The sequence below is a fragment of the Prevotella sp. P4-51 genome, from assembly GCF_002251455.1.
Classification (GTDB): domain Bacteria; phylum Bacteroidota; class Bacteroidia; order Bacteroidales; family Bacteroidaceae; genus Prevotella.
Map to the genome: position 1 here is coordinate 249,133 of NZ_NPJM01000049.1, position 24,666 is coordinate 273,798.

Annotated in this window: 27 protein-coding genes and 1 pseudogene; 9 read left to right on the forward strand and 19 right to left on the reverse strand. The window is 53.3% G+C overall.

Translation table 11 applies throughout. From position 1 onward, the window contains the following. Nucleotides 1-7 precede the first annotated feature (7 nt). The 9 genes and pseudogenes from CIK94_RS07360 to CIK94_RS14390 form a co-directional block, all read right to left on the reverse strand. Nucleotides 8-2,126 (reverse strand): annotated as a pseudogene (locus tag CIK94_RS07360) (alpha-amylase family glycosyl hydrolase). A gap of 5 nt (nucleotides 2,127-2,131) precedes the next feature. Continuing rightward, on the reverse strand, nucleotides 2,132-3,019 hold the full coding sequence (gene fabD / locus CIK94_RS07365) for an ACP S-malonyltransferase (RefSeq protein ID WP_094422263.1): 888 nt from the start codon (nucleotides 3,017-3,019) through the stop codon (nucleotides 2,132-2,134). A gap of 185 nt (nucleotides 3,020-3,204) precedes the next feature. After that, nucleotides 3,205-3,726 (reverse strand): 50S ribosomal protein L9, encoded by a 522-nt coding sequence (rplI, locus tag CIK94_RS07370; RefSeq protein WP_094386181.1) that lies wholly within the window; start codon nucleotides 3,724-3,726, stop codon nucleotides 3,205-3,207. Nucleotides 3,727-3,741: 15 nt separating this feature from the next. Beyond that, a complete protein-coding gene (rpsR, locus tag CIK94_RS07375) occupies nucleotides 3,742-4,014 on the reverse strand; it encodes a 30S ribosomal protein S18 (protein WP_094388205.1) in 273 nt (90 codons plus the stop codon). Nucleotides 4,015-4,016: 2 nt separating this feature from the next. Further along, nucleotides 4,017-4,361, reverse strand: coding sequence for a 30S ribosomal protein S6 (rpsF, locus tag CIK94_RS07380; protein ID WP_022310308.1), 345 nt, complete (start codon nucleotides 4,359-4,361; stop codon nucleotides 4,017-4,019). A 216-nt stretch (nucleotides 4,362-4,577) separates the two neighbouring features. Continuing rightward, a complete protein-coding gene (locus CIK94_RS07385) occupies nucleotides 4,578-5,480 on the reverse strand; it encodes a hypothetical protein (RefSeq protein ID WP_094386185.1) in 903 nt (300 codons plus the stop codon). Between the two features lie 22 nt (nucleotides 5,481-5,502). Beyond that, entirely contained in the window at nucleotides 5,503-6,168 is a 666-nt protein-coding gene (locus tag CIK94_RS07390; RefSeq protein WP_144008337.1) for a hypothetical protein, read from the reverse strand. 8 nt (nucleotides 6,169-6,176) lie between these two features. Continuing rightward, on the reverse strand, nucleotides 6,177-6,680 hold the full coding sequence (locus tag CIK94_RS07395; protein ID WP_094422267.1) for an RNA polymerase sigma factor: 504 nt from the start codon (nucleotides 6,678-6,680) through the stop codon (nucleotides 6,177-6,179). Between the two features lie 63 nt (nucleotides 6,681-6,743). Beyond that, nucleotides 6,744-6,896, reverse strand: a complete 153-nt coding sequence (locus CIK94_RS14390; protein ID WP_158216211.1) for a hypothetical protein — start codon at nucleotides 6,894-6,896, stop codon at nucleotides 6,744-6,746. A gap of 58 nt (nucleotides 6,897-6,954) precedes the next feature. Between CIK94_RS14390 and CIK94_RS07400 the strand changes: the two genes are divergently transcribed. From CIK94_RS07400 to CIK94_RS07410, 3 genes are read left to right on the forward strand one after another with little or no spacing between them, the layout of a single operon-like run. After that, nucleotides 6,955-7,140, forward strand: coding sequence for a hypothetical protein (locus CIK94_RS07400; RefSeq protein ID WP_022310305.1), 186 nt, complete (start codon nucleotides 6,955-6,957; stop codon nucleotides 7,138-7,140). A 10-nt stretch (nucleotides 7,141-7,150) separates the two neighbouring features. Beyond that, nucleotides 7,151-8,386: a M64 family metallopeptidase gene (locus CIK94_RS07405; RefSeq protein WP_094422345.1), complete on the forward strand. Its 1,236-nt coding sequence runs from the start codon at nucleotides 7,151-7,153 to the stop codon at nucleotides 8,384-8,386. 3 nt (nucleotides 8,387-8,389) lie between these two features. After that, nucleotides 8,390-8,974 carry a lipopolysaccharide assembly protein LapB gene (locus tag CIK94_RS07410; RefSeq protein WP_094422269.1) on the forward strand — a complete coding sequence of 195 codons (585 nt, stop codon included), beginning with the start codon at nucleotides 8,390-8,392 and terminating at the stop codon, nucleotides 8,972-8,974. Nucleotides 8,975-9,049: 75 nt separating this feature from the next. On the opposite strand, the gene CIK94_RS07415 is transcribed toward CIK94_RS07410, so the two are convergent. The 8 genes from CIK94_RS07415 to mazG all read right to left on the reverse strand — a co-directional run bounded on the left by CIK94_RS07415 (nucleotide 9,050) and on the right by mazG (nucleotide 14,738). Continuing rightward, a complete protein-coding gene (locus CIK94_RS07415) occupies nucleotides 9,050-9,490 on the reverse strand; it encodes a hypothetical protein (protein ID WP_094422271.1) in 441 nt (146 codons plus the stop codon). A gap of 23 nt (nucleotides 9,491-9,513) precedes the next feature. Further along, entirely contained in the window at nucleotides 9,514-9,858 is a 345-nt protein-coding gene (locus CIK94_RS07420) for a hypothetical protein (RefSeq protein WP_144008338.1), read from the reverse strand. Nucleotides 9,859-9,901: 43 nt separating this feature from the next. Continuing rightward, the gene (locus CIK94_RS07425) at nucleotides 9,902-10,441 is read right to left on the reverse strand and encodes an RNA polymerase sigma factor (RefSeq protein WP_094422275.1); all 540 of its coding nucleotides are present in this window, start codon (nucleotides 10,439-10,441) and stop codon (nucleotides 9,902-9,904) included. After that, on the reverse strand, nucleotides 10,438-11,976 hold the full coding sequence (locus tag CIK94_RS07430) for a L,D-transpeptidase family protein (protein ID WP_254046161.1): 1,539 nt from the start codon (nucleotides 11,974-11,976) through the stop codon (nucleotides 10,438-10,440). The genes CIK94_RS07425 and CIK94_RS07430 overlap by 4 nt, the downstream gene beginning before the upstream one ends. Nucleotides 11,977-11,979: 3 nt before the next feature. Next, a complete protein-coding gene (locus tag CIK94_RS07435; RefSeq protein WP_022310298.1) occupies nucleotides 11,980-12,288 on the reverse strand; it encodes a T9SS type A sorting domain-containing protein in 309 nt (102 codons plus the stop codon). A gap of 90 nt (nucleotides 12,289-12,378) precedes the next feature. Further along, nucleotides 12,379-13,296 carry a ribonuclease Z gene (locus CIK94_RS07440; protein ID WP_094422279.1) on the reverse strand — a complete coding sequence of 306 codons (918 nt, stop codon included), beginning with the start codon at nucleotides 13,294-13,296 and terminating at the stop codon, nucleotides 12,379-12,381. Nucleotides 13,297-13,300: 4 nt separating this feature from the next. After that, a complete protein-coding gene (locus tag CIK94_RS07445) occupies nucleotides 13,301-13,873 on the reverse strand; it encodes a hypothetical protein (RefSeq protein WP_022310296.1) in 573 nt (190 codons plus the stop codon). 10 nt (nucleotides 13,874-13,883) lie between these two features. Beyond that, on the reverse strand, nucleotides 13,884-14,738 hold the full coding sequence (gene mazG / locus CIK94_RS07450; RefSeq protein ID WP_094422281.1) for a nucleoside triphosphate pyrophosphohydrolase: 855 nt from the start codon (nucleotides 14,736-14,738) through the stop codon (nucleotides 13,884-13,886). Nucleotides 14,739-14,833: 95 nt separating this feature from the next. On the opposite strand from mazG, the gene CIK94_RS07455 reads away from it, so the two are divergent. Both CIK94_RS07455 and CIK94_RS07460 read left to right on the forward strand, forming a co-directional pair. Next, a complete protein-coding gene (locus CIK94_RS07455) occupies nucleotides 14,834-17,545 on the forward strand; it encodes a valine--tRNA ligase (protein WP_094422283.1) in 2,712 nt (903 codons plus the stop codon). Nucleotides 17,546-17,568: 23 nt separating this feature from the next. Beyond that, nucleotides 17,569-18,732 (forward strand): clostripain-related cysteine peptidase, encoded by a 1,164-nt coding sequence (locus CIK94_RS07460; protein ID WP_094422285.1) that lies wholly within the window; start codon nucleotides 17,569-17,571, stop codon nucleotides 18,730-18,732. A 3-nt stretch (nucleotides 18,733-18,735) separates the two neighbouring features. Here CIK94_RS07460 and ald read toward each other — a convergent pair whose 3' ends face one another. After that, nucleotides 18,736-19,845 (reverse strand): alanine dehydrogenase, encoded by a 1,110-nt coding sequence (gene ald, locus CIK94_RS07465; RefSeq protein ID WP_094422287.1) that lies wholly within the window; start codon nucleotides 19,843-19,845, stop codon nucleotides 18,736-18,738. A gap of 204 nt (nucleotides 19,846-20,049) precedes the next feature. On the opposite strand from ald, the gene CIK94_RS14050 reads away from it, so the two are divergent. Genes CIK94_RS14050 through ligA form a run of 3 tightly spaced genes read left to right on the forward strand, consistent with a single transcriptional unit; the run spans nucleotide 20,050 to nucleotide 23,022 of the window. Continuing rightward, the gene (locus CIK94_RS14050) at nucleotides 20,050-20,337 is read left to right on the forward strand and encodes a hypothetical protein (protein WP_144008124.1); all 288 of its coding nucleotides are present in this window, start codon (nucleotides 20,050-20,052) and stop codon (nucleotides 20,335-20,337) included. A 30-nt stretch (nucleotides 20,338-20,367) separates the two neighbouring features. After that, nucleotides 20,368-21,033 (forward strand): B3/4 domain-containing protein, encoded by a 666-nt coding sequence (locus CIK94_RS07475; protein WP_094422289.1) that lies wholly within the window; start codon nucleotides 20,368-20,370, stop codon nucleotides 21,031-21,033. 9 nt (nucleotides 21,034-21,042) lie between these two features. After that, on the forward strand, nucleotides 21,043-23,022 hold the full coding sequence (gene ligA / locus CIK94_RS07480) for an NAD-dependent DNA ligase LigA (RefSeq protein WP_254046162.1): 1,980 nt from the start codon (nucleotides 21,043-21,045) through the stop codon (nucleotides 23,020-23,022). 75 nt (nucleotides 23,023-23,097) lie between these two features. Here ligA and CIK94_RS07485 read toward each other — a convergent pair whose 3' ends face one another. Continuing rightward, nucleotides 23,098-23,847: a DUF5020 family protein gene (locus tag CIK94_RS07485; RefSeq protein WP_094422350.1), complete on the reverse strand. Its 750-nt coding sequence runs from the start codon at nucleotides 23,845-23,847 to the stop codon at nucleotides 23,098-23,100. A 122-nt stretch (nucleotides 23,848-23,969) separates the two neighbouring features. On the opposite strand from CIK94_RS07485, the gene trmD reads away from it, so the two are divergent. Next, a complete protein-coding gene (gene trmD, locus CIK94_RS07490) occupies nucleotides 23,970-24,659 on the forward strand; it encodes a tRNA (guanosine(37)-N1)-methyltransferase TrmD (protein WP_094422352.1) in 690 nt (229 codons plus the stop codon). The last annotated feature ends 7 nt before the right edge of the window (nucleotides 24,660-24,666 follow it).

The window sequence follows — 24,666 nt, forward strand, 5'->3', positions numbered from 1 at the left end:
GATTAAGTTATTGTACGATTTTGAACCTTATTCGGAAGCTGCGCTTCTCTTCGTCCCAATTGGTGCCGAGCAGAGTAAAATGGCCAATCTGCCCAGTAGAGCGCACATGCTTGCCGATACATGGGCAGACGTCGTAATCGCCGATGCGTACCAGCCTGATGGTTTCGCTCGCATCCTCGGGCAAACGGTCGATATGAACACCCTCGGGGATATGGTCACGGTCTACAAACTCATAGGTTACAGGCATGTCCTCATCAATGAGGCGGTTCATCTCATCTTCGATGAACTTCTCTTCCTTGCGGGTGGGCTTGTTGGCGAGCTGATAGGTTATCTTGCTCTTCTTGCGCTCGATATGCGCATTACGACTTCGCTCACACCCATACTTACGTACCATCAGCTGATTAAGCAGATGCTCGGCAGTATGGGCAGGCGGGAATTCCTCCTTGTTGTGTTCGTTCAGAATCAATTCGTCCATGATATTATTGTTTGATTTTGTATACTACTCCGCCATGAGCCGGAACGGCGACATTGACAGCCTCGTTGACCGCAAGATGCAACTTAGCCTTACCGTCACTCAACAACTCAACAGCGTCGGCATCCCCCTCTGCGATACTCATATACACAAAGGCATGCGAAGGAATGATAACTCCCGTATCGATGGCCTCAGCTGCGAAATTGACAACCACCAGAAGCAGCTCGTCATCCTTCTTGCGCAGGAAGGCATATTGAGATTGTGCCAGATGACCATTAACATACATCAGGTCAAAGGTCAGACCTCTGCTTGCCGCCTTCTCTTTCTCAGCAATGAGCATCACGCGCTTGTAGGCATCCATCAGTTTGCGTTCCGACGGTGTTTTCTTGCGAATATCGAAGTATCCGTGGTTGACACTGTCCATGCTCCAATAGTCGAAGATAGTGCTACGACCATCGCGACCACTGAAGCCTTCCTTGTCCATACCACGCTCGCCGAGTTCTTGACCAGCGTAGAGCATATAAGGATTGGTGTGGAGCAGGCAACTCACTATGTGGGCGGGATAGGCAGCCCAAGGCTCGCCGGCGAAAAAGTCGCTCGCAATACGCTGCTCGTCATGATTTTCCAGGAAATAGAGCATGTGGTCGCGGATATCGTCGGTCTGCTGCCATTGCGTTGTGATGTCAGAGGCCCAACGACGGCCACAAACGATGTCACGCAGGCTGTCATACATGCCCACCTTATCATATAGGAGGTCAAAGCCAGCCCTAATATAAGTACGGTAATGCGAAGGATTGTAGACCTCGCCGATAAAGATGATATGCGGATAAGCCGTTTTCACCACCTTGGTGGCGTAAGCCCAGAACGCTGCGGGCACCATCTCCGCCATATCACATCTGAAACCATCCACTCCCTTGCCTGCCCAGTACATCAGGATGTCTGTCATCTTGGTCCACGTATCGGGAGTGGGGTCAAAATGCTCAGAGCGACCACCTGCATCACAATAGTCAACACCATAATTGAGCTTGACGGTCTCATACCAGTCATTGCGACCAGGACGATTGTCAAAATGGTCATTGCCGGTAGCTCTGGCAGGAGCCTCGTGATAAGTCTGACTATCGGTGACATCGCCCAAGTCAAGCGACTGCCCCCAGCAGTAATAGAAGTTGTTGTGGGTGGAAAAGTGCATGTTGACATCATCGTCTTCACCCAAATCTCTTACGCCCTTGGGCTTGCATACAGAGTGGTACTGACGCGCCACATGGTTGGGCACGAAGTCCATGATTACCTTCATCCCCGCCTTGTGCGTCCTTGCGATGAGACTCTCCCACTCCTGCACACGCTTATCGACGTCGACAGCCAAATCGGGGTCAATGTCATAATAATCGGTAATGGCATAGGGAGAACCGGCACGACCCTTGACCACCTCGGCATTCTGAGCCGGAATGCCATAAGCCGTGTAGTCGGTCTGCGAGGCATGACGCAACACACCGGTAAACCACACATGGGTCACACCCATAGCTTTGATGCGCTTCAGCACCTGCGCATCAATGTCATTCATCTTCCCAGAACCATTTTCGGCAACCGAACCCCACTCTTTACGAGTGGTGTTACGATTGCCGAAAAGTCTGGTAAATATCTGATAAACTATCATATCGTTCAGGCGATCCCGCGCACAGCTACGGTTTTGTCTATACGACCTATCATACCTTGCAGCGCCTTTCCAGGGCCACACTCCGTGAAGTCATCGGCACCGTCGGCAATCATAGCCTGCACGCTGGCAGTCCAGCGAACCGAGCTGGTGAGCTGGGCTATCAGATTGGCCTTGATTACCTCAGGCTCAGTGTGGGGCTTGGCATCCACGTTCTGATATACGGGGCACTTAGGCGCATCGAATGTAGTCTTCTCGATGGCGGCCTCAAGTTCGTCCTTGGCGGGCTGCATCAGAGGAGAGTGGAAAGCGCCACCAACCTTCAGGGGCAGAGCGCGCTTGGCACCGGCTTCCTTCAGTTTCTCACAGGCGGCATTGATGGCATCTACATTGCCAGAGATAACCAGCTGGCCAGGACAGTTGTAGTTGGCAGCAACCACTACATTACCATCGGTAGACACTTCAGCGCAGATTTCCTCAACCTTCTCATCGGGCAGACCGATGATGGCAGCCATAGTTCCAGGGTTAGCCTCGCAAGCCTTCTGCATGGCATTGGCACGGGCAGCCACCAGTTTCAGACCATCCTCAAAGCTGAGCGCACCTACTGCTACAAGAGCAGAGAACTCACCGAGTGAGTGACCGCCAACCATTGCTGGAGCGAACTCGTCGCCCAGGCAGAGAGCAGAGATGACACTGTGCAGGAATACAGCAGGCTGGGTAACATTAGTCTGCTTCAACTGCTCGTCTGTGCCTGCAAACATGATATCAGTGATTTTGAAGCCGAGGATTTCGTCGGCCTTGTCAAACAATTCTTTTGCCAATGGATTATTGTCGTAGAGCTCCTTGCCCATGCCGACAAACTGTGAACCCTGTCCGGGGAATACAAATGCTTTCATTATTATCTTATTACTTAATACTTATTACTTTAGTGCAAAGTTAGTGAAAACCGAGCGCAATACAAAATAAATCACATTTATTTTTATGTACGCGCGAGGCACCGCCATACATTATGGCACAAAAAAAATCCTAACCGCGCAATTGCAGTTAGGATTTCTATTGAGATTTGCTTTACAGCGCAAACTTATTCAGCTGCGGGAGCCTCGGCAGCAGCCTCAGCAACAGGAGCCTCCTCAACGGGAGCCTCAACGGCCTCCACGGGAGCGTTCTCGGCAACGACCTTAACAGGAACCTTTACCTCTACCTCCTTGTGGAAGTGAACGGTAGCCTCGTAGTCGCCAACCTTCTTGGCATCGTGCATGGTAACAATCTTGCGGTCGATGTCGAAACCCTTCTTAGCGAGAGCCTCTACTACAGCAGCAGCGCCTACCGAACCGTAAGTTACACCAGTTGCAGAAACCTTAGCTTCGATTACCAGCTCTACACCATTGAGAGCCTCAGCCTTCTTCTCAGCCTCAGCCTTGAGGGCAGCCAGCTTGTGAGCCTGCTGCTTAAGGTTCTCAGCGAGTACCTTCTTGGCGCTGGGCGAAGCGATAACACCCTTGCCTGTGGGGATAAGATAGTTACGACCGTAACCACTCTTAACGTTCACGATATCGTTCTTGTATCCAAGACCGATGATATCTTCTTTCAAAATAATCTCCATTGTGCTTCCTCCTTTTTATTTCATCAAGTCAGTTACATAAGGAAGTAATGCTATCTGGCGCGCACGCTTTACAGCCTGGGCCACACGACGCTGATACTTCAGAGATGTGCCAGTAATACGACGGGGAAGGATCTTACCCTGTTCGTTCAGGAACTTCTTCAGGAACTCAGGATCTTTGTAGTCGATATACTTAATACCGCTCTTCTTGAAGCGGCAATACTTCTTCTTCTTTACATCGATAGAAGGAGCTGTCAAGTAACGTACTTCTGAATTGTTCTGCTCTGCCATGATTAAGCCTCCTCTTTTTTACCAAGTTTTGCGCGACGCTTTTCGGCGTACTGAGCAGCATACTTGTCAAGTTTAACGGTCATGTAACGGATAACCTTCTCGTCGCGGCGATAGCCAGTCTCGAGAGAGTTAACGATAGTTGGCTCAGCCTTGAATTCCAACAGACAGTAGAAGCCTGTAGATTTCTTCTGAATAGCATAAGCCATCTTCTTCAGTCCCCAGGTCTCCTCGTTCAGAATCTCTGCGCCTTTATCAGTGAGCAGTTTCTTGAATTTAGCGACCGTTTCCTTCATCTGTTCATCAGACAAAACGGGAGTCAAAATGAAAACGGTTTCGTATTGATTCATACTGTTTATAAATTAATAAATGATTAATATTTGCGCACTATCGACAGCCGAGCCGAAACCCACTGCCTCAAAATGCGGTGCAAAGGTACTGCTTTTTTTCCTGACTGACAAACATTTCGAGGATTATTTCATTATTTTTTTAATCAGACAAGTCCTCCTGGCAACCATCGTTGACAGTTGCCGGAGGACTTTCAGAGTTGAGAGAGATTTCTATAATCAGTTTTTGAGCAGCGTGAGCGCAGCGTCGAGCAGCGTGCTGTTGACCACATCCGACTCGCAACGACGCACGCCTTCTACCAGCTTGATGCAAGCCTTCTTGTCGTTGGCATCAAACGTCTTGCGACCCAGATTGCACAGGGTTACCAGTCGGTTGGCCAATATCTGGCGGTATTCCACATCCTTTGCTGCGCCATCTGAAAAGGCGAGCGACGTATAGGCCGAACATACTGATGTTACTGCCGTCAACAGACTGGAAGAGGTAAACTTGGTGGCCTTGTTGGCGATATCCAGATTGGAGTAGACCAGCTTTCCGCTACCGTCAACCATCAAGATGCTGTCGCTCTCGGTGCGTAGCACTCTGCGGCCTTCGGTCTGCTTCGATGCCTTCTCTCGCTGCACCACCGGGTCAATGTTATAGAACTTCAGCAGCGAACCATTCATCTTTTTCCCAGACATCCACCACACCAACGCATAGACATAGCGCTTTTCCTTGTTCAGCGGGTCGCGCAGGTAGAGGATATCGTAGTTGCGGTCGATATACACGCCCAGATTATAGGTCAGGGCGTTGTCCTTGCCATAACCTATATTATTGGACTTGGCTATCGTACCGGCCTTGCGGAAATTAGACATGTAAGCCAGAGCCACATTGGGCCGCATAGTCTTGGCCTCGAAGTCATCGACCAGCTTTCTTTGCTCCTTGTCGATGACAAAGTTGTAGAACTTGTGATAACCGCCTTCATACTCTTGGGCCTCGCTATTGGTGATGGCACCCATGTCTATGAGGGTCTGAGCCAGCTGCGCAAATGCTACATCAATAGACTGCTTGGGCGAGGCAGCAGAGGCGACAGCCGCCATGGCAGCGAGCACAGCCAACAAGATAAAACGCTTGATTTTCTTCATATTCAGTTTCCTCCTTTATATTTTAATAAACTTCTTCTTCGAGCACAGCCAAGGCTTCATTGACGATGGCATTCTCGCGGTTAGCTCCCTCCATCATAGCCTGCTGGTAGAGCTGCTCATCGTCGCGCTGCGCCTCTTCCACGCATTGTGCCACAAAGGCATCGATGGCGTCGGAGAGCGAGTCGACGAACTCCTTTCGGCGCGCCTCGGCATACAGCGGGTGGGGAGGCGCCGGCGTGTACATATATTTATGATAACGGCGCGCCTTGGGTTTCTCGCTCTTCACGCTGTCTGCCTTGGGGACTGAGGGTGCATGGACAGCGGCACCCGAGACCGTGTCTACGGGAACGGCTGCTATCTGCACACTGTCTGCCGACGGCGACGACGGGCTGAGAGCGAGCGTCATGACCACAGCCACAGCCACGCAGGCGGCGGCAATCATAGCCACCCTGAGGGCGATGCTCCGGGCCACAGACGACGACCTGCCCGCTGCCACGTGAGTGACAGCCACATCCTCTTCGGGCATGCCGGCATCAAAGTAGGCAAACATCTGCCGATAGTCTTCCAAGTCGGGAGCCACCTCGCGACGGGCGGCAAACCACCGGGCTATCTCCTGCTCCTCTTCCACCGTGGTCTGGCCTTCCATAAACCTCGTGAGGAGTTGTCTGATTTGCTTTTCGTTATACATTGTTATATTTATGTACGTTGATTACGTTTTCTGATATCGGCGAGCAGCTGTCTGCGTGCCTTTGAGAGCAGCGTGGCCACCGAGGCCAGCTTGATGCCGAGTATGGCAGCTATCTCTGCATTGTCCTTCAGTTCTATCTGTCGCAGCCGCAACACCTGATGCTGCATGGGCGGCAGAGCCTGGAGTCTGCGCTGCAGCCATGCATCGGTCTCATCGGCCTCGATAGCGACATCGGCAGCCGACGAGGACTGGACAACAGTCACTCCCGTCGTCAGCGATACCGTGTGAGATTGGCGCAGCATGTCGAGCGCCCTGTTGCGGGCAGCCACCACAGCCAGTCCACGGGCATGACGGGCGGAGGAGATATTGTCGCGCAGCGTCCACAGCCTCAGCATTATGTCTTGGGCCACATCTTCTGCGCCCTCGACACCGATGCCGGCAGCGGCAGCCGAACGGACGGCTGCCACGCGCAATTCTGCGGCTATATCGGTAAACTCCTTTTCGCTCATCATGATTTTCGCTATGCTACTCTATAAACGCGGAAACACGCGATTTATCAACCGATTTAACACACATTAACCTAAATTTCTTCTGACAACGCCGATTGTACCATCGATGGCCGGCAAGATTAATTCGTGGTTGGAAATAGTGGTTGCCCGCCGCGATTTGGATAATTCCGGGTTTGAAATCTCCATTTCCCACTCTGCAATCAATTTGATGACCATCATGATAAAAAATAAATGATTTTATTTTGTTCTCCTATCGGTTTGCACTACCTTTGCAATAATGAAAAAGATAGATTTCACCCGAATAGGCAAAGGGGCGCCTTACGCCCTCGTGACGGGCATGGTCTGCTTTGTGGCAGCCTATGTCATAACCAACCCCTGGATCAAGAACTCGCTGCTGCTGGCTGGTCTGGCTGCGGTAGTGATAAGCGTGGGGCTATACATCACGGCTTGGAAACACGAATAAGACAATGGATATGAAGCATATAATGACGACTCTGCTCGCCCTGGCACTGTGTGCGACGGCCACGGCACAAGACTTTGACAAGTATTTCACCGACAGCACGCTGCGGCTCGACTACATCTTCGAGGGCAACGCCCGGCAGCAACACATCGCTCTCGACCAGCTCAACGTGAGCCCCCGATGGTATGGCAAACGACAGCGACTGACCGAACTGCCGGTACAAGGAAACGGCCAACTGACCGTGCGCGACCACAAGACCCGCACCGCCATCTATCGCAACTCGTTCTCCACGCTCTTCCAGGAATGGCTCAGCTATCCCGAGGCAGAGGGCGCGGCACGCTCGTTTGAGAACGTGTTTCTGATGCCGATGCCCAAAGACACGGTAGAGGTGACGATAGACCTGCGCAACAACCGCCAGGAGGTCATCGCAAGCTACACCCACACGGTGGTGCCCAGCGACATCCTGATACGCCGCATCGGCAAGAAGCCTACACCCTACACCACCCTATGGCAGGCCCGCGACACCACACGCTGCATCCACATAGCCTTCGTGGCCGAGGGCTACACCGAGGGCGAGATGGAGACGTTCGTAGCCGACGCCCGCACCGCGATGGATGCCATCTTTGCCCACGAGCCCTTCAAGAGCATGCGCGACAGGTTCAACGTGGTGGCAGTGAAGGCCGTCTCGGCAGAGAGCGGCACATCGTCGCCGGCAACAGGCGAATGGAAGAACACGGTGCTGGGCTCCCACTTCGACACATTCTACAGCTCGCGCTATCTGACCACACTCAGGCTGAAGACGCTGCACGACGTGCTGGCTGGCACTCCGTATGAGCACATCATCGTGCTGGTGAATACCGACCAGTATGGTGGCGGCGGCATACTCAACTCGTACAACCTCGCCATGACCCACCATCCCAAGTTCCGCCCAGTGGTGGTCCATGAGTTCGGCCACAGTTTCGCCGGTCTTGCCGACGAATACGCCTACGATTTCGAGGACATCCCCATGTATCCTCACGATGTGGAGCCATGGGAACCTAACATCACGACCAAGGTGGACTTCCGCAACAAGTGGGAGAACCTGATAGGCACCGACAGCCAGGCTGGTTTCTACGAGGGAGCGGGCTACAGCCTCAAGGGCGTGTATCGCGCCTATCCCGACTGCCGCATGCGCACCAACGAGAACCCCGAGTTCTGCAAGGCTTGCCGTCAGGCGCTCGTCAGACTCATCAATTTCTATACCGAATAAGCCATGCCGCTGCGCCATACGCTGACTACGATAGCCATACTCGTGGCTGCCACGCTGCCTCTGCACGCCCAGCAGGCCGACAAGGAGCAGCTGGGGCGGGCCATAGAGTATTTTCAGACGGCCAAGTATCATGAGTGCATGCTCATCCTGGCACGGCTCGACAGCGTATATACCATCAATCCGCGCTTCAGGGCATTTCTCGGCGTGTGCTATTACTACGAAGGCCAATACGCCAAGGCAGCAGAATATCTGGAGGCGACCATCCAGCAGCTGAAAGCCTTCTCGCCCCAAGAGGTGGGGCTCTACAACTGGCTCTGCGGCGAATGTCTGTTCAAGCAAGAGCAATGGCAGCGCGCCATAGCCTACTACGAAGCCACCACCCTGATGCGCCACGGCAACGAGAAGGCCGACGCGCTCTACCGCTTAGGCTTCTGCTACATCAATCTACACAATATGCGGGTGGCAAAGGACTATCTGGAGAGCGCACTGATATACTACGAACGGGCGGGAAGCCCTGACTACAAAGCCCGAGTGGCACAACTGCGCAACATGACGGCTGCCCTAAGAAACTATCTGGACGAAAAATAGACACAAAAAAGACGGGAAGAATGTCGGCAATAATCATCTGCGACATTCTTCCCGTCTCTCTATAAACGGATGGGGCTATTTCTCTCTCGGGGCACGAGGACAGCGGGCTGCACGGCGGAAAGCCTGACGATGGAAGCAGTCTTCGGCACGAAGAATCTTCATCACCACGCGGCCAGGCAGAACTGCCAGAAACTTGCGGTGATACTGCTGCTGGATGCGGCGTATCTGCACATCGATGTTGTCCATGCGATGGATGGCGCGGGCACAGGCGTTGTCGTCGCCGAAATCGGCCATGCGGCGATACTGGCGCATCTCATCGAAGAGGGCACGCTGCTTGGTCTGCATCTCACGGAAAAGAGGCAGGAACTTATCTATCTGGGCAGGCGTGAGACCTGCTTCCTTGACAATGAAGGTCTCCATATCCGCCTGAAATCTTCGGGGGTTGAAATCGTGCTCTGCGGCAGCCGCCACGACAACGAGCAGCAGAGTGATGGACATTATCAGTATTCTTTTCATGCTACACCTTAATTATATATACATTAATACTCAGACAGCGAAGCATACATATCGCCCTTGTCGTACATGGCATAGTCGGCCATCTCGTCGATAGAAGCATCGATGGCATGCTGCTCGGCAAGAGCCTTGGTCTGCTGATGCTGCGTATGGGCCAGATAGACAGTAGATGTAAGCAACAGGCCTGCCAGACAGGCTGCTGAAGCCACATAATAACGGTAACGGTGCCACCATGAATGATGGACAACGGCAGGCTGGTCATCAAGACGGGCCATAAAGTCATCGGCAAAATGGTCGAAATATCCTTCAGGCACCGTAAAAGGATTGCGGTGGTGACCAGACTGGATGTCATTAAGATTGATTTCGCTCATATTCATTCACTTTATACGTTTGACGATTGTATCTTCAAATAGTTTAATCACGGTGTTTAATATAATCCAAAACTTTCTGGGCTGCAATGTGGTAATTGGCCTTCAGAGCGCCCTCGGTACGCTCGAGCATCTTGCTCATCTCTGAGTATTTCATCTCATCGTAATAGCGGAGCAGGAAAACCGTGCGCTGCATGTCGGGGAGTTGGGCAATGGCTTCCTGCAAGAGGGCCTCGGTGGCGTCGCCGTCGAAATACTCGTCGGCCATCAGGTGTCGGGCGGCGTAGAGGTCGGCATCGGCGTCGGCCACGTTCTTCTTGCGGCGCAGAAAGTCGAGCGACTCGTTGACGGCAATACTGTAGAGCCAGGTGGAAATCTTGGAATCGGCCTTGAACCTGTCGATGTTCATCCACGCCTTCATCAGCACATTCTGCATCACATCGTCGGCGTCTTCGTGATAGAGCACAAAGTGTCGTATCTTCCAATACAGCATCTCGCTATACTGGCTGACGATGAGCCCGAATGCCTTGCGCTTGGTCTCGGGCGACGCGAGCATCTTCAGAAGTGTGTTGTCGTCGACTGTCATCGGTAATTGTTCAGATATCGGTTGATTACGGCATCATAACCATAGATGTCGGCATACTCACACATATGACCTTGAGGGTCGGGATAGAGGGTGTAATAGGTAATGAACAACGGCACTACCGGGTCGAGGCTCTTGGAACGGATAACCATACGGCGCTTGAGCGTATCAGCTTGGGCTTCGCCGTCGCGGGCCAGCATGGCTGTCATCGAATACTGTATCTTGGCTTTGACCGACGGGTCTTTGTCGGCAAGAAGGAAAACTGCCAGGTCGTAGGGGCGCTCAACTCGCACGCAACCATGAGAGACTGCGCGCACAGCACGTCTGAAAAATCCGCGGGATGAAGTGTCGTGGAGATAAACGGAGAAAGAATTGGGGAAACGGAATACTATACGCCCCAAGGAATTGCCCTCGCCACCTTTCTGCACAACCGAATAGGCGGACGAAAGCAGCATTTCTGATGTGAAATGTGGCCAGGAGACGGTCTTACCCGTACTGCGCTCGCGCACAATGTAATGGTTGCGGGCGAAATAGGCACTGTCGCCGATGTGGCGTACCACGCTGTTGCGGATAATGCTCCTCGGGATAATCCATTGAGGGTTGAGGTCCATACGGGAAATATCGCTGACGAGCAGAGGGGTCTTAGTAGACACGGCTCCCAGTCCTACACGCATCTGCATGGTGGTCTCGCCGTCGACAGCGGTCAGCATAAATGCCGGCACATTGACCATCACATATTTGGGGCAAGTCTGGGGATGTCGGTGGGTGCGCCAGCGGCGGCGCTCCATATTGGCCATTATCCGCGAGTAGGCTGGCGTCTGCGGCGGAGTGGACAGTAGCATCTGCGCAAACCGCCGATACAGAGAGTCGACAGGCTGGACATCGTGCAGGAAGACGGCTACGCTGTCGGCCTCGACCTTGGCGAGAGCGCGCTGGTAGAACGCACGGTTAGGGGTGTCCATCCCAACATCAAAAAGGGTGCGATAGCCGAGGCTTATACGCGCCGTGTCAACGAGGTCAATGCGGTTGAGAAGCACGCGGGGGTTGACATAACCGAAGCGTTGGCCCGTCACATAGCGCAGATATGACTTGGTAAGATTGTACTCCAGCCGAGCCACTACACGACTGGCTGTATGGAGCGTGTCAAACTGCAGGTGGCGCATACGTTGGAGGTCGGCCTCTATCTGGGGCACACGAAAACGATTGGGACTGAAGCCAATCTTGTCGACATGACGCAGATAGGCCAAGAGAGTGTCAGCCCGGCGGTCGACGCCCTGACGGTCTACCCAAAGGAGGCGTCCACCCTGCTGGTAATAATTGCGAAGAAAATAATCGGAAGCGACCGTATCTCGGTCATCGTGCACTTGGCGGTCCAAATGCTGCTTGAGACGCGACAGGCTGACCACATAGTCAGACACACGCATCGTGGAAAAATCATCCAAGGTAAGGTCGCGGTTGGGATTGACATCCTTTTCGCTACAGGCGACAAGCGAAAAGGCAGCAACCGCAATAAAGAATAGTTTCAGGAGGCTCGACACGGACTACTTGACAGAGATTTTGCGAACACACTTGCCCACCTTTACTATATAGCAACCCTTGGGCAAGCTGAGCTCAAAGCGCTTGTCTTCACCTTCCACTTTGACGTTCATCACTCTTACTCCAGCCACGTTGTAGATTTGAAGGACCTCTCCCTCAGCACCGGTAACACGCAGGATGGAGTTGGCGTAGGATATAGAAATCTGCTGGAAATCGGTCTCCACAATCTCTATGCCTGGGTTGGCCATCGCCGACGATGGCATGGCAAAGGCGACGAACAAAGCAAAAACTGATACGAGTATATTTTTTATCATAAGCCTTTCAATATTGTATTTCAATGCAAAAATAGGTAATTTATCGCACACTATCCATCATTTGCACGAACAAAATGAGCATCATTAAAACTATTTAACATCTATCACCATGCCTTCATTGGCCAAGACGGTGTTGGGGAAGATGGCAACGGCCTCGTCGAGGATAGTCTGCTCGTTCTCATAGCGGGCACTGAAATGTCCCAAGACCAACTTGCCGACTCCGGCGGCCCGCGCTACCTTTGCGGCTTGCTCCGATGTGCTGTGGTAGTAGAGCTTGGCGCGGTCGGCGCAGGCTTTGTCGTAGGTACTCTCATGATAAAGCACGGTAGCGCCTTCCACGAGCTTATGCAACTTGGGCATATAGCGCGTGTCACTACAGTAAGCATAGCTGCGAGGTGGGTCTGCAGGGAAAGTAAGGCGCGAATTGGGGACTACAGAGCCATCCTCGGTCGTCCAGTCTGCGCCGTTCTTGATGTTGGCGATATGACATACGGGGATATGATAGAAGTCTATCATGTCCCGACGTATGTGCGGGAGTGTCGGTTTCTCACAAAAAAGGAAACCGCAACAAGGCATACGATGCTCAAGGGGAATGGTAGTCACCGTGAGGCTACGGTCTTCATAGATAACGGTAGTCGCCGCGGTATCAATCGCATGGAACTCGACCTTGTATTCAAGTCCCTGACAGTAAGCTTGCATCTCCACCTCCAGGATGGGTTGCAACTCCGCCGGAGCATGGACATGCAGCGGTGCTGTACGCCCCAACATGCCGAATGTGGATATCATCCCGATAAGCCCGAAGCAATGGTCGCCATGCAGATGGGAAATAAAAACGTGGCCAATGCGCGAGAAACTCACGCGCGAACGACGGAGCTGTATCTGGGTGCCCTCTCCGCAGTCTATCATGAACATCTTGTCGCGCAGCTCTACCACCTGCGCCGATGCATTGTGGCGCCGCGTGGGCAGCGCACTGCCACACCCGAGTATATGTACCTTGAATGATTCCAAAACGTTAATCGTTACTATTCACAGGTTGGCGCTTGAAGGCGTAGATGCCCTGATGATTTTCGAGATATAGGCTGTCGGCTCCCAGAACGTCAATGCCAAAGGTGTCACGATTGAGAATGAGCTTGCAATTGCATATCTTCCACGCCGTCCAAGGGTTGCTTTCGGCTTTGACTGCCGATGCCACTGTTCCACCTTCCTGTATTTCAAAGTTCTTGTCAATGCTGGTCCATCTGCCGAGCAACGTGGTGATGTTGATGGCCTGCGAGGCTTGCATCTCTCCATCACTATTCTTGAAGCCGACAACTGCCATGCGGTCGCCGACCAACATTCCGCCTTTGACGGTCATCTCCGCATCGTCGGCATCCAACATATAGGTTATGGTGTCGCCCTCGTCGGTCACCAATTCAAGAGAATGCATCGACGTTCCACTTCCGCACACTCCATAGACCGTAGAATCCGGCGTCTCCATAACCTCCACGCTATCAGCGTCGGCATTATTGTCCGCGTTCTTCTGTCCTCCGCATCCCATCATCATCATTACGACTCCAATGGTCAAGATAAAACATACCTTCTTCATTGTATATCTTTTATTGGTTATCACTCTTATTGTATTGACTATCATTCTTACGTTCCTGACACTTAGCTTCATTCCAGAGGTCATCCATCTCCCCGAGAGTCATATCTCTGAGCTCTTTTCCAGCCTCTTTGGCCTTCTGCTCTACGTAGCCAAAGCGGCGGATGAACTTCTGGTTGGTCTGCTCGAGCGCGTTGTCGGGATTGAGATGATAGAGGCGAGCAGCATTGATGATGCTGAAGAGGAAATCACCAAGTTCATTTTCAGAGTTGATAGCGTCGTCCTTGGCGAGTTCAACCTCAAGCTCGTGGAGTTCTTCCCGCACCTTATCCCAAACATCTTCACGTTTCTGCCAGTCAAAGCCCACATTGCGGGCCTTGTCCTGGATGCGGTAGGCTTTGATGAGCGAAGGCAGCGAGGCTGGCACACCGGAAAGCACGGTCTTGTTGCCGTCCTTTTCCTTTTGTTTGATTTGTTCCCAAGTCTGCTCCACCTCCTCGCTGTTGTGCGGCATGTCGCCCGAGTCCGCCTTCGGATCATCCCGCCATCCCGTCCAATCTATAAATGGATGACGGAACATCAGCTTGCGAGCCTCTTGGTTGCAAACATCAGCGATGTCAAATTCGCCGGATTCATCTCCAAGAATGGCATAGAACAGCACATGCTCCATGACATCACCAAGCTCCTTTTTCACATTATGCATGTCATTGTTCATCAATGCGTCAGCAAGCTCGAAGGTTTCTTCAATGGTATTGGGACGCAGACTCTGAAACGTCTGTTTGCGGTCCCAGGGACACTCTTTACGAAGGCGCTCCTGGACATCAAGCAGGTGGCCAAAGGCTTCTATTTTAGCTTCTCTCGTATTCATTGTTATATTTTTTCTATGCAAAAGTAAGTAAATTTCAATAAATTCTTGTAACTTTGCAATGATTTTTTTAACATGATATTATTAATCCGAAAAATATGGAATTAGCAAGTAAGTACGACCCACGTGAAGTGGAGTCGAAATGGTACAAGTACTGGCTTGACAACAAACTCTTCAGCAGCAAGCCAGACGGAAGAGAACCATACACCATTGTCATCCCACCTCCCAATGTAACTGGCGTGTTACACATGGGTCACATGCTCAACAACACCATCCAGGATATTCTGGTGCGACGCGCCCGCATGGAAGGCAAGAATGCTTGTTGGGTACCTGGAACCGACCACGCCTCGATAGCGACTGAAGCCAAGGTGGTGAAGAGACTTGCTGAACAAGGTATTAAGAAGCATGACCTCACCCGCGATGAATTTCTGAAGCATGCTTGGGACTGGACCAACGAACATGGTGGCATTATCCTCAAGCAGCTACGTCGTTTGGGTGCATCATGCGATTGGGACCGCACCGCATTCACCATGGATGAGAAGCGCTCTCAAAGCGTCATCAAAGTTTTTGTTGACCTCTACAACAAGGGACTTATCTACCGCGGACTACGCATGGTAAACTGGGACCCCAAAGCCCAGACTGCACTCAGCAATGAGGAGGTTATCTACAAGGATGAGCAGTCCAAGCTCTATAATCTTAAATATTACATTGCTCCTGACTGTGATTGCTCGGATATTGACCAAGCAGCCGAAGGCAATGTCATCCATAAGGACGAGAAGGGTTACTATGCAGTGGTAGCCACCACGCGCCCTGAGACCATCATGGGCGACACCGCGATGTGTATCAACCCCAAAGACCCCAAGAACCAATGGCTTAGAGGCAAGAAGGTTATCGTACCACTCGTGGGACGTGTCATCCCCGTCATCGAGGACCGCTATGTAGACATAGAGTTTGGTACAGGATGTCTGAAGGTTACCCCTGCACACGACACCAACGACAATATGCTGGGCAAGACACACCATCTCGAGACCATCGACATCTTCAATGCCGACGCCACCATTTCCGAGGCGTCTCCGCTGTATGTCGGCATGGACCGTTTTGACTGTCGTCGTCAGATTGCGAAGGACCTTCAGGCCGCCGGACTTATGGAACGCATCGAAGACTATAATAATAAGGTGGGCTATTCAGAGCGAAACCCCGACACGGCGATAGAGCCACGCCTCTCCTTACAGTGGTTCCTTCGCATGCAGCACTTCGCTGACATCGCCCTGCCTCCCGTTATGGACGGCGAGATGAACTTCTACCCCGCCAAATACAAGACTACATACAAGAACTGGCTCGACAACATCCAGGATTGGTGCATTTCGCGCCAGTTGTGGTGGGGTCACCGCATACCCGCCTACTTCTATGGCGACGGCGAAGAAGACTTCGTGGTAGCCGAGACCGCCGACGAGGCGCTGAAGATGGCTCAGGCAAAGACCGGCAATGCCGCTCTGACCGCTGATGACCTCAAACAGGACGAAGATGCACTCGATACATGGTTCTCTTCATGGTTGTGGCCCATCTCCCTCTTTGATGGCATCAACAACCCAGGCAACGAGGAGCTCAATTATTACTACCCCACCAGCGACCTGGTTACCGGACCAGACATTATCTTCTTCTGGGTAGCCCGCATGATTATGGCTGGCGAGGAGTACACCGGCAAGATACCGTTCAAGAACGTCTACTTCACCGGTATCGTACGCGACAAGCTGGGCCGAAAGATGTCCAAGAGTCTCGGCAACTCTCCCGACCCCATCGAACTTATCGAGAAGTTCGGCGCCGATGGCGTGCGCATGGGCATGATGCTCTCCGCCCCCGCCGGCAACGACATCCTCTTCGATGAGAGCCTGTGCGAGCAGGGCCGCAACTTCAACAACAAGATTTGGAATGCCTTCCGTCTGGTTCAGGGATGGACCGTTGCCGACGGCGAGCAGCCCGAGGCAAGCCGCATAGCCACCAAGTGGTTCGACGCCAAGCTCAAGCAGACCAACGAGGAGGTCGACGACCTCTTCCGCAAGTACCGCATCTCCGAGGCATTGATGGCTATCTACCGCCTGTTCTGGGATGAGTTCTCCAGCTGGTACCTCGAGATGGTCAAGCCCGCCTACATCAATGGCGAAGCCCAGCCCATCGACCGCGCCACTTACGACAAGACACTGCGCTTCTTCGAGACACTGCTCAAGATGCTGCACCCCTTCATGCCGTTTATCACCGAAGAGCTGTGGCAGCACATCTACGACCGCAAGGATGGCGAGAGCATCATGCGCGACGCGCTGGAGGTTTCCGCTCCCACCGAGGCCGAACTTACCCTCATCTCGCAGATTGAGGAGGTGAAGCAGATAGTAAGCGGTGTGCGCATGGTACGCAATCAGAAGAACATTGCGCCCAAGGAGCAGTTGGCTCTGCAGGCCATCGGCACCAACGCCTTCGCTGCCTACAACGCAGTCATCACCAAGATGGCCAACCTCAGCAGCATCGATGTAGTGAGCGACAAGGATGCCAGTGCCAGCGCCTTTATGGTGGGCACTCACGAGTTTGCCGTACCTCTGGGCGACCTCATCGACGTCGAGGCCGAGATAGCCAAGGCCGAGGCACAGCTCAAGCACCTCGAAGGCTTCCTCATGGGTATCCGCAAGAAGCTCGCCAACGAGAAGTTCGTCGCCAATGCCCCCGAGGCTGTCGTAGCCATGGAGCGCAAGAAGGAGAGCGACTCGCTCGAGAAGATTGCAGCACTCCAGGAGTCGATTGCTGAGCTCAGAAAGAAATAGAACTCATTAAATACTTAATCATTATGAAGCGTTTTCTCGGTTTGTGTGTGTGTTTCGTGACCCTGTTGTTTACCGCTTGTAGCGACGACAATGCTCCGACACCGCCAGAGACCCAGAAAACGCTTTTTCTTTACCTCCCTTGGTCGTCTACTGGCCAACCTCCCTACCAGCGCAATCTATATTCGTACTTTATCAACAACATTGAGAATATAGAAAGGGCCATCCGCCAACAGGGCGGGATGGGCAATACGCGCCTGCTCACTTTCATCTCGCAGTCGCCTACCTACTCTGCATTGGTAGAAATCAGGTATCAGGGCAACCAGTGCGTCCGCGACACGCTCAAGCGTTACAATGCCTACGACTACACCAGTGCCTCGGGCATAGCCGCGCTCTTAGGCGATGTCAAGACCGCCGCCCCGGCTCCCCGATATGCCATGGTCATCGGATGCCATGGCAACGGATGGATTCCAAGCGGTGTCAAGGACTATTACCGTAGCCGCTCGTTTGGCGGAATCGACGCCAAGTATCAGACCGAGCTCTCCGACCTTGCCGAAGGCATCAAGCGAGCAGCCATGCCCCTTCAGTTCATCGCCTTCGACGACTGCTACATGGCGGGAGTCGAAGTGGCATACGACCTGAAGGACGCCACCGACCATATCATCGCCTCCACCTCAGAGATTATGGCCGACGGACTGCCTTACTACCGCATCTGGCGCCACCTGGCTGCCAACAGCCCCGATTATCAGTCCATTGTCAACGAGTTTCATACCTATTACACCCAGCACACCTATCCCTACGGCACGCTCTCGGTGATAGACTGCCGACAGATGGACGCTATGGCTGCGTGGATGAAAGACATCAACGGCCGTTACACCTTTGATGCCACCCATATCGACCGTCTGCAGAAACTCGACGGTATGGCACAGACCATTTTCTTTGACATGAAGAGCTACATCGATGACCTCTGCGATGCCAATGACCGCAGCCAGTTTGACTATCTGGTCAAGCGACTTGTGCCCTACCACACCCACACCAATGCCGTGTATACCGACCTGAGCGAGTTCAATGGCGGCATAAGCACCATCCCCGTCACCACGTTCTGCGGAATAACAATTTCCGACCCTACTACCAACAGTTACGTAGCGGGCCGGAAATCTATGACTGCTTGGTGGCAAGCCACCCATTAGGAGTTAATCTACCTGAGCCGGTTCATAAGGCATACCCCATACATCGGCCACAGCCTTGAAGGTTATCTTGCCCTCTACCACATTCAGGCCTTTATACAGAGCCGCGTCTTCACGACATGCTTTCTTCCAACCCTTGTCTGCCAGAGCCAAGGCATACTTCAGCGTAGCATTGGTCAGAGCGGCGGTCGACGTATTGGGCACTGCGCCGGGAATATTTGCCACGGCATAGTGTACGATGCCATCCACCTCGTATACGGGGTCGCTGTGTGTTGTGGGATGCGAAGTCTCAAAGCAGCCGCCCTGGTCTATAGCCACATCCACCAGCACCGTTCCAGGTTCCATCTCCTTCAGCATGTCGCGGGTGATGAGGTGCGGAGCCTTGTCGCCCGGCACCAGTACCGAACCTACTACGATATCCACATCCTTCAACTCCTTGCGTATATTGTGCTCGGTCGAGTATAGCGTATGCACATTGGCGGGCAGTTCGGCGTCCAACTGGCGCAGACGAGGCAGACTGATGTCCGTGATATACACCTCTGCACCCATTCCGGCAGCCATGCGCGCAGCCGCTTCACCCACGATGCCACCACCAAGTACCAGCACCTTGGCGGGCTTCACGCCGGGCACACCACCCATCAGCTTGCCCTTTCCGCCCTTGGTCTTCTGCAGATAGTAGGCACCGTTGATTGACGCCATGCGGCCTGCCACCTCGCTCATCGGAACCAGCAGAGGCAACCTTTTGTCTGCTGTCTGCACCGTCTCGTAGGCCAGACACACCGCACCGCTCTTGACCATGGCCTCGGTCAATTCCAAATCGCAAGCCAGGTGGAAATAGGTGAATACCAACTGTCCATGCTTCAGCAGAGGATATTCGGGCTTGATGGGCTCTTTGACTTTTATAATCATTTCAGCCACATCATACACCGCTTCGATGGTGGGCAGTATCTTGGCACCCACCTTCTCGTACGCCGCATCGGCAAAGCCACTGCCATCGCCGGCTGTATGTTGTACAAACACTTCGTGCCCGTGTTTTACCAGTTCGGCCACGCCATCGGGGGTCATACCCACTCGGTTCTCGTTGTTCTTGATTTCTTTTGGAATACCGATTTTCATGATTATATTGGTTTTTAATTGATTAATTGCTGCAAATATAATAAATAATCACATTCTCCAAACATTTTTCTTCGTTTTTTTTCAAACTTTATCCTTTCACTTACGATTTGTAAGCACATCGAGCCTGCATCGGCCGCCATTCACGCCACCTTTTTCACCCACGTGGTCTCCCGTGGGGGCATCTTCTGACCGATAGTCGGCGGAATGAAAACCATGCTGATGAACTTAAAAATAATTGCGTGGTTTGATTTCTGGATTTCCAACCATGATTTCTTCATTTCGCACTTCGATTTTACCGTTTCGCAGTTCGCAATCAGTTTCCACTGCATCACGGGCAGAAATCAGGATATTCCGATGCTTTCGTGGGGCACAGTTCTCCACATCGTTTCATGCTCCTGCGCTTTGGCTACAACTGCCATGATGGCGCCGCTTCATAGGGATGTCGCCAAGTTTTTGCCGACAAATTACATCTATGTCTTATTTTTTTCGTAATTTCGCAACATAGTAACCAACAGTATCACCATGCGCATAATAGTATCTGACGAGATAGAAAGCGTGTGCCCCGAGTTTGTGGGAGCACATGTAGAGATATACGTACACAACAGCCCATACTCAGCAGGACTCTGGGGCGAGATAGACCGACTGGGCCAGGAGTTCAGGCAGACCCTGACGACCGAGACGCTCAAAGACATTACGGGCATAGCAGCCACCCGACAGGTCTACCGTGCCTGCGGCAAAGACCCGTCGCGCTACCGTCCTGCTGCCGAAGCCCTCATCCGCCGCATCCTCCAAGGCAAGCAGCTCTACCAAATCAATACGCTGGTAGACCTTGTCAATCTGGCGAGCATACGCTATGGCTACAGCATTGGCGGTTTCGACGCCGACAAGTTTGAGGGCGACACGCTCACCCTGGGTGTGGGCCGTGCCGGCGAACCTTACGAGGGCATTGGCCGCGGCACCATCAACATCGAGGGTCTACCCGTCTATCGCGACGCCGTGGGTGGCGTGGGCACTCCCACCTCCGACAACGAGCGCACCAAGATAGACGACAACACCACCCACCTCGTGGTGCTCATCAACGGGTATGACGGTTGCGAGGCCGACGTGCGCGCCAATGCCGAGTACATCCTCCAGCTGGCGCGCGACTACTGCGACGGTACCGACGGAAGCTACTATATATATAAATAAGGTAAGACTATGGAACAGAATAATGACAGCCGCGTGGCACAGATGCGCCAGTGGATAGAACAGCTCAATGCGGCGTCTGCAGCCTACTATAATGGCAGGGAAGAGCTGATGACCGACTACGAATGGGATGCTCTCTTCGACCGGCTCAAGGCTATGGAGACGCTCACGGGCATCACGCTCGACGGCTCGCCCACTGCCAAGGTGTCAGAAGACAACATCGCCGGCAAGAAGGAAGACCATGAGTTTGCCGCCCTGTCGCTCGCCAAGACCAAGAGTCCTGCCGACCTGGTGAAGTGGGCCGAGGAGCGCCCCATCTGGATGTCGTGGAAACTCGACGGCCTCACCCTCGTGGTGACCTACGACGAGGGACTGCTCAGCAAGGTCGTGACGCGCGGCAACGGTCATACCGGCACCAACATCACCCACCTGGCGCCAGCCATCAGCGGCATCCCCCAGCACATAGACCATCAGGGCCACCTCGTGATACGTGGCGAGGCGGTAATATCCTACAAGGACTTTGAGATATTCAATATGGAGAGCGACGAAGAGTATGCCAACCCCCGCAACCTGGCTTCGGGCTCGCTCACGCTGAAAGACATCAACGAGGTAAGCCGCCGCCACATCCAGTGGATAGCCTTTACGCTGGTCTATACCGACGAGGCTGTCGGTTCGTGGGGCGACCGCATGGTGCTGTTGGACCGATTGGGCTTCACCACCGTGGAGCGCGAGCTGATAGCCACGCCCACCCTCGACAACATAGACCACAGCATCGATGGCTGGACCCACAAGGTCACCAGCGGAGAATGCCCCTTCCCGGTAGACGGCCTGGTAATCGTCTATGACGACACGGTCTATGCCTCTACCGGTTCGGTCACGGGGCACCACGCCACCCGCGCCGGCTACGCCTTCAAGTGGCAGGACGAGAGTGCGCAGGCCCAGCTGGACCACATCGAGTGGTCGTGCGCGGCATCGACCATCTCGCCCGTGGCGGTCTTCACTCCCGTAAGCCTCGAGGGCACCACCGTGAAGCGCGCCTCGCTCTGCAACATCAGCGAGTGCGAACGCCTGGGCATAGGCGGCCCCGGCACTACCCTATCGGTAATCAAGGCCAACAAGATTATCCCCAAGGTGATAGAGGTGATACAGACCGTGGGCACACTCGACATCCCCGCCACCTGCCCCGTATGCGGCGCACCCACCGAGGTGACCGAGAGTGCAAGCGGCACACGCACGCTGCACTGTACCAATGCCGACTGCGCCGCCAAACAGCTGCGCAAGTTTGCACGGTTTGTCTCCAAGGCTGGTGCCAACATCGACGGACTGAGCGAACAGACCATCGCCAAGTTCATCAACCTGGGTTGGGTGAGCGAATATGCCGACCTCTACCACATGGACGAGCATGCGCTGGAGCTGTCGATGATGGAAGGCTTCGGGCGCAAGTCAGTAAGCAACCTGTTGCGCAGCATAGAGAAAGCACGCACGATCAAGGCGCGCCAGTTGCTATACGCTCTGAGCATACCTCTATGCGGCACCGACGTGTGCAAGCGTCTACTCGCCGCATACACCTTCGAAGAGTTGGTAGCCGAGTCCTCTCAGACCGACAACCCTGAACACTTTGCCCACATCGACGGCATAGGCCCCGAGAAATCGGCTGCTGTAGTGGAGTGGTTCCACAATCCCACGCACAGCAGGATGGTGACCCGTCTGCTCGCCGAGATAGAAATCGAGGCAGATGCCACCGCGCCAGCCGGCGCCCGTTGCGAGGGAATGACATTCGTAGTGACCGGCGATGTGCACCACTACAAAAACCGCAACGAGCTCAAGGCCTATATCGAGAGTCAAGGCGGCAAGGTTACAGGTAGCGTAAGTCGCTCGACCCACTACCTCATCAACAACGATGTAACCTCTCAGTCGGGCAAGAACAAGAAAGCCCAGGAGCTGGGCATCCCCATTATCAGTGAAGACGAGTTCGTCGAGCGTTTCGGATAGACACTGCATGAAGCAAAAGAGAGCGGCTGACAGGCATATAACCCGTCAGCCGCTCTCTGTATATGGTCTCCAAGTTTAGAAAGTCCACTTGGCTGCCACCGTGGGGATGGCATAGAACTTATTGTTCTCACCCTGGTTGTTCCACACGAAGTTGTTGGACAGCTCGACCTCACTACCAAGACTCAGATGGACATCATCCCATCCCTTGAGCTTGTCCAAGTTAACCCAGAACTGGGGTTCGCTCAGGAAAATGTAGTGACCCCGCACGCTCTGGTCATACCAGAGGTCGGCAAAACCGCTGAAGGTGCAAAGACCCTTGGCAAAATTGATGCCCCAAACTGCTGTAGCCTGGAAACTGTTGAAAGCACGCATGTCTTTGTGAGCATTCTTGAAATAATACTTATACATAGCCTGCAGCGAGAATGTGCGGGAGAAGTCGGCACTATGCCAGTTCCACGCACCACCAAGGAGAGCCGCCTGCTGGAAACGGTTGCCATAATAACTGTTGTCCATACGGCCGGTGCTTACACCACCGTCGTACTCTACATGGGCAGCCCACTGCTTGTTGGCAGAAAGGTTGAACTCGCGGCTAATCTCCCAATAAGCGCCCATCACTCCGTCGCTCTCATAATCGAGGTCGGTGAAGAAATAGGTGCTACCCCAACGGTCGGGCTTGAACAACTCGATAGTGGTGGTTACACTCTGACGCTCGGAAAGGTCATTGTAAAGCGAGCGACCCAAATCATAATGCAACTGGACATTCTGTGCGAAGCCAGAAACGGCAGCCACGGTGAAGGCTGCAAGCATAAGTAATCTCTGTTTCATATGATACATGTTTATAAAAATAGTCCAAAGATAGTGCAAAGGTACGAAAAAGAGCATAAATATAAGAGATGGTTGGCAAAATTGTCGTAACTTTGTAGATGAAATTCAGAGAAATAGACACTATGAGAATAGATATCATTACCGTTCTGCCCGAAATGCTCGAGGGCTTTGTTCACGAATCTATCCTGGCACGTGCCCAGAAGAAGGGACTGGCTGAGATACATCTGCACAATCTGCGCGACTACACCAAGGACAAATGGCGCCGCGTGGACGACTATCCCTACGGCGGTTTTGCCGGCATGGTGATGCAGATAGAGCCCATAGACCGCTGCATCAGCGCCCTCAAGGCCGAGAGAGACTATGACGAGGTAATCTTTACCACCCCCGACGGCGAGCAATTTGACCAGCATGTGGCCAACGACCTGTCGCTCAAGCAGAACCTCATCATCCTGTGTGGCCACTACAAGGGTATAGACCAGCGCGTGCGCGACCACCTCATCACCCGCGAAATCTCGGTGGGCGACTACGTGCTCACCGGTGGCGAACTGGCTGCTGCCATCATCTCGGATGCCGTGGTACGCATCGTGCCGGGCGTGGTGGGCGACGAGCAGAGCGCTCTGTCGGACTGTTTCCAGGACGACATGCTCTCAGCGCCTATCTATACACGGCCGGCAGAATACAAAGGCTGGCGTGTGCCCGACATCCTGCTCAGCGGCAACGAAGCCAAAATCAAGGACTGGGAGATAGAGCAGAGCTATGAGCGCTCCCGGCGTCTGGGCCCCGGCCTGCTGGAAGGGGAGAAGAAGGGATAACCCCCCC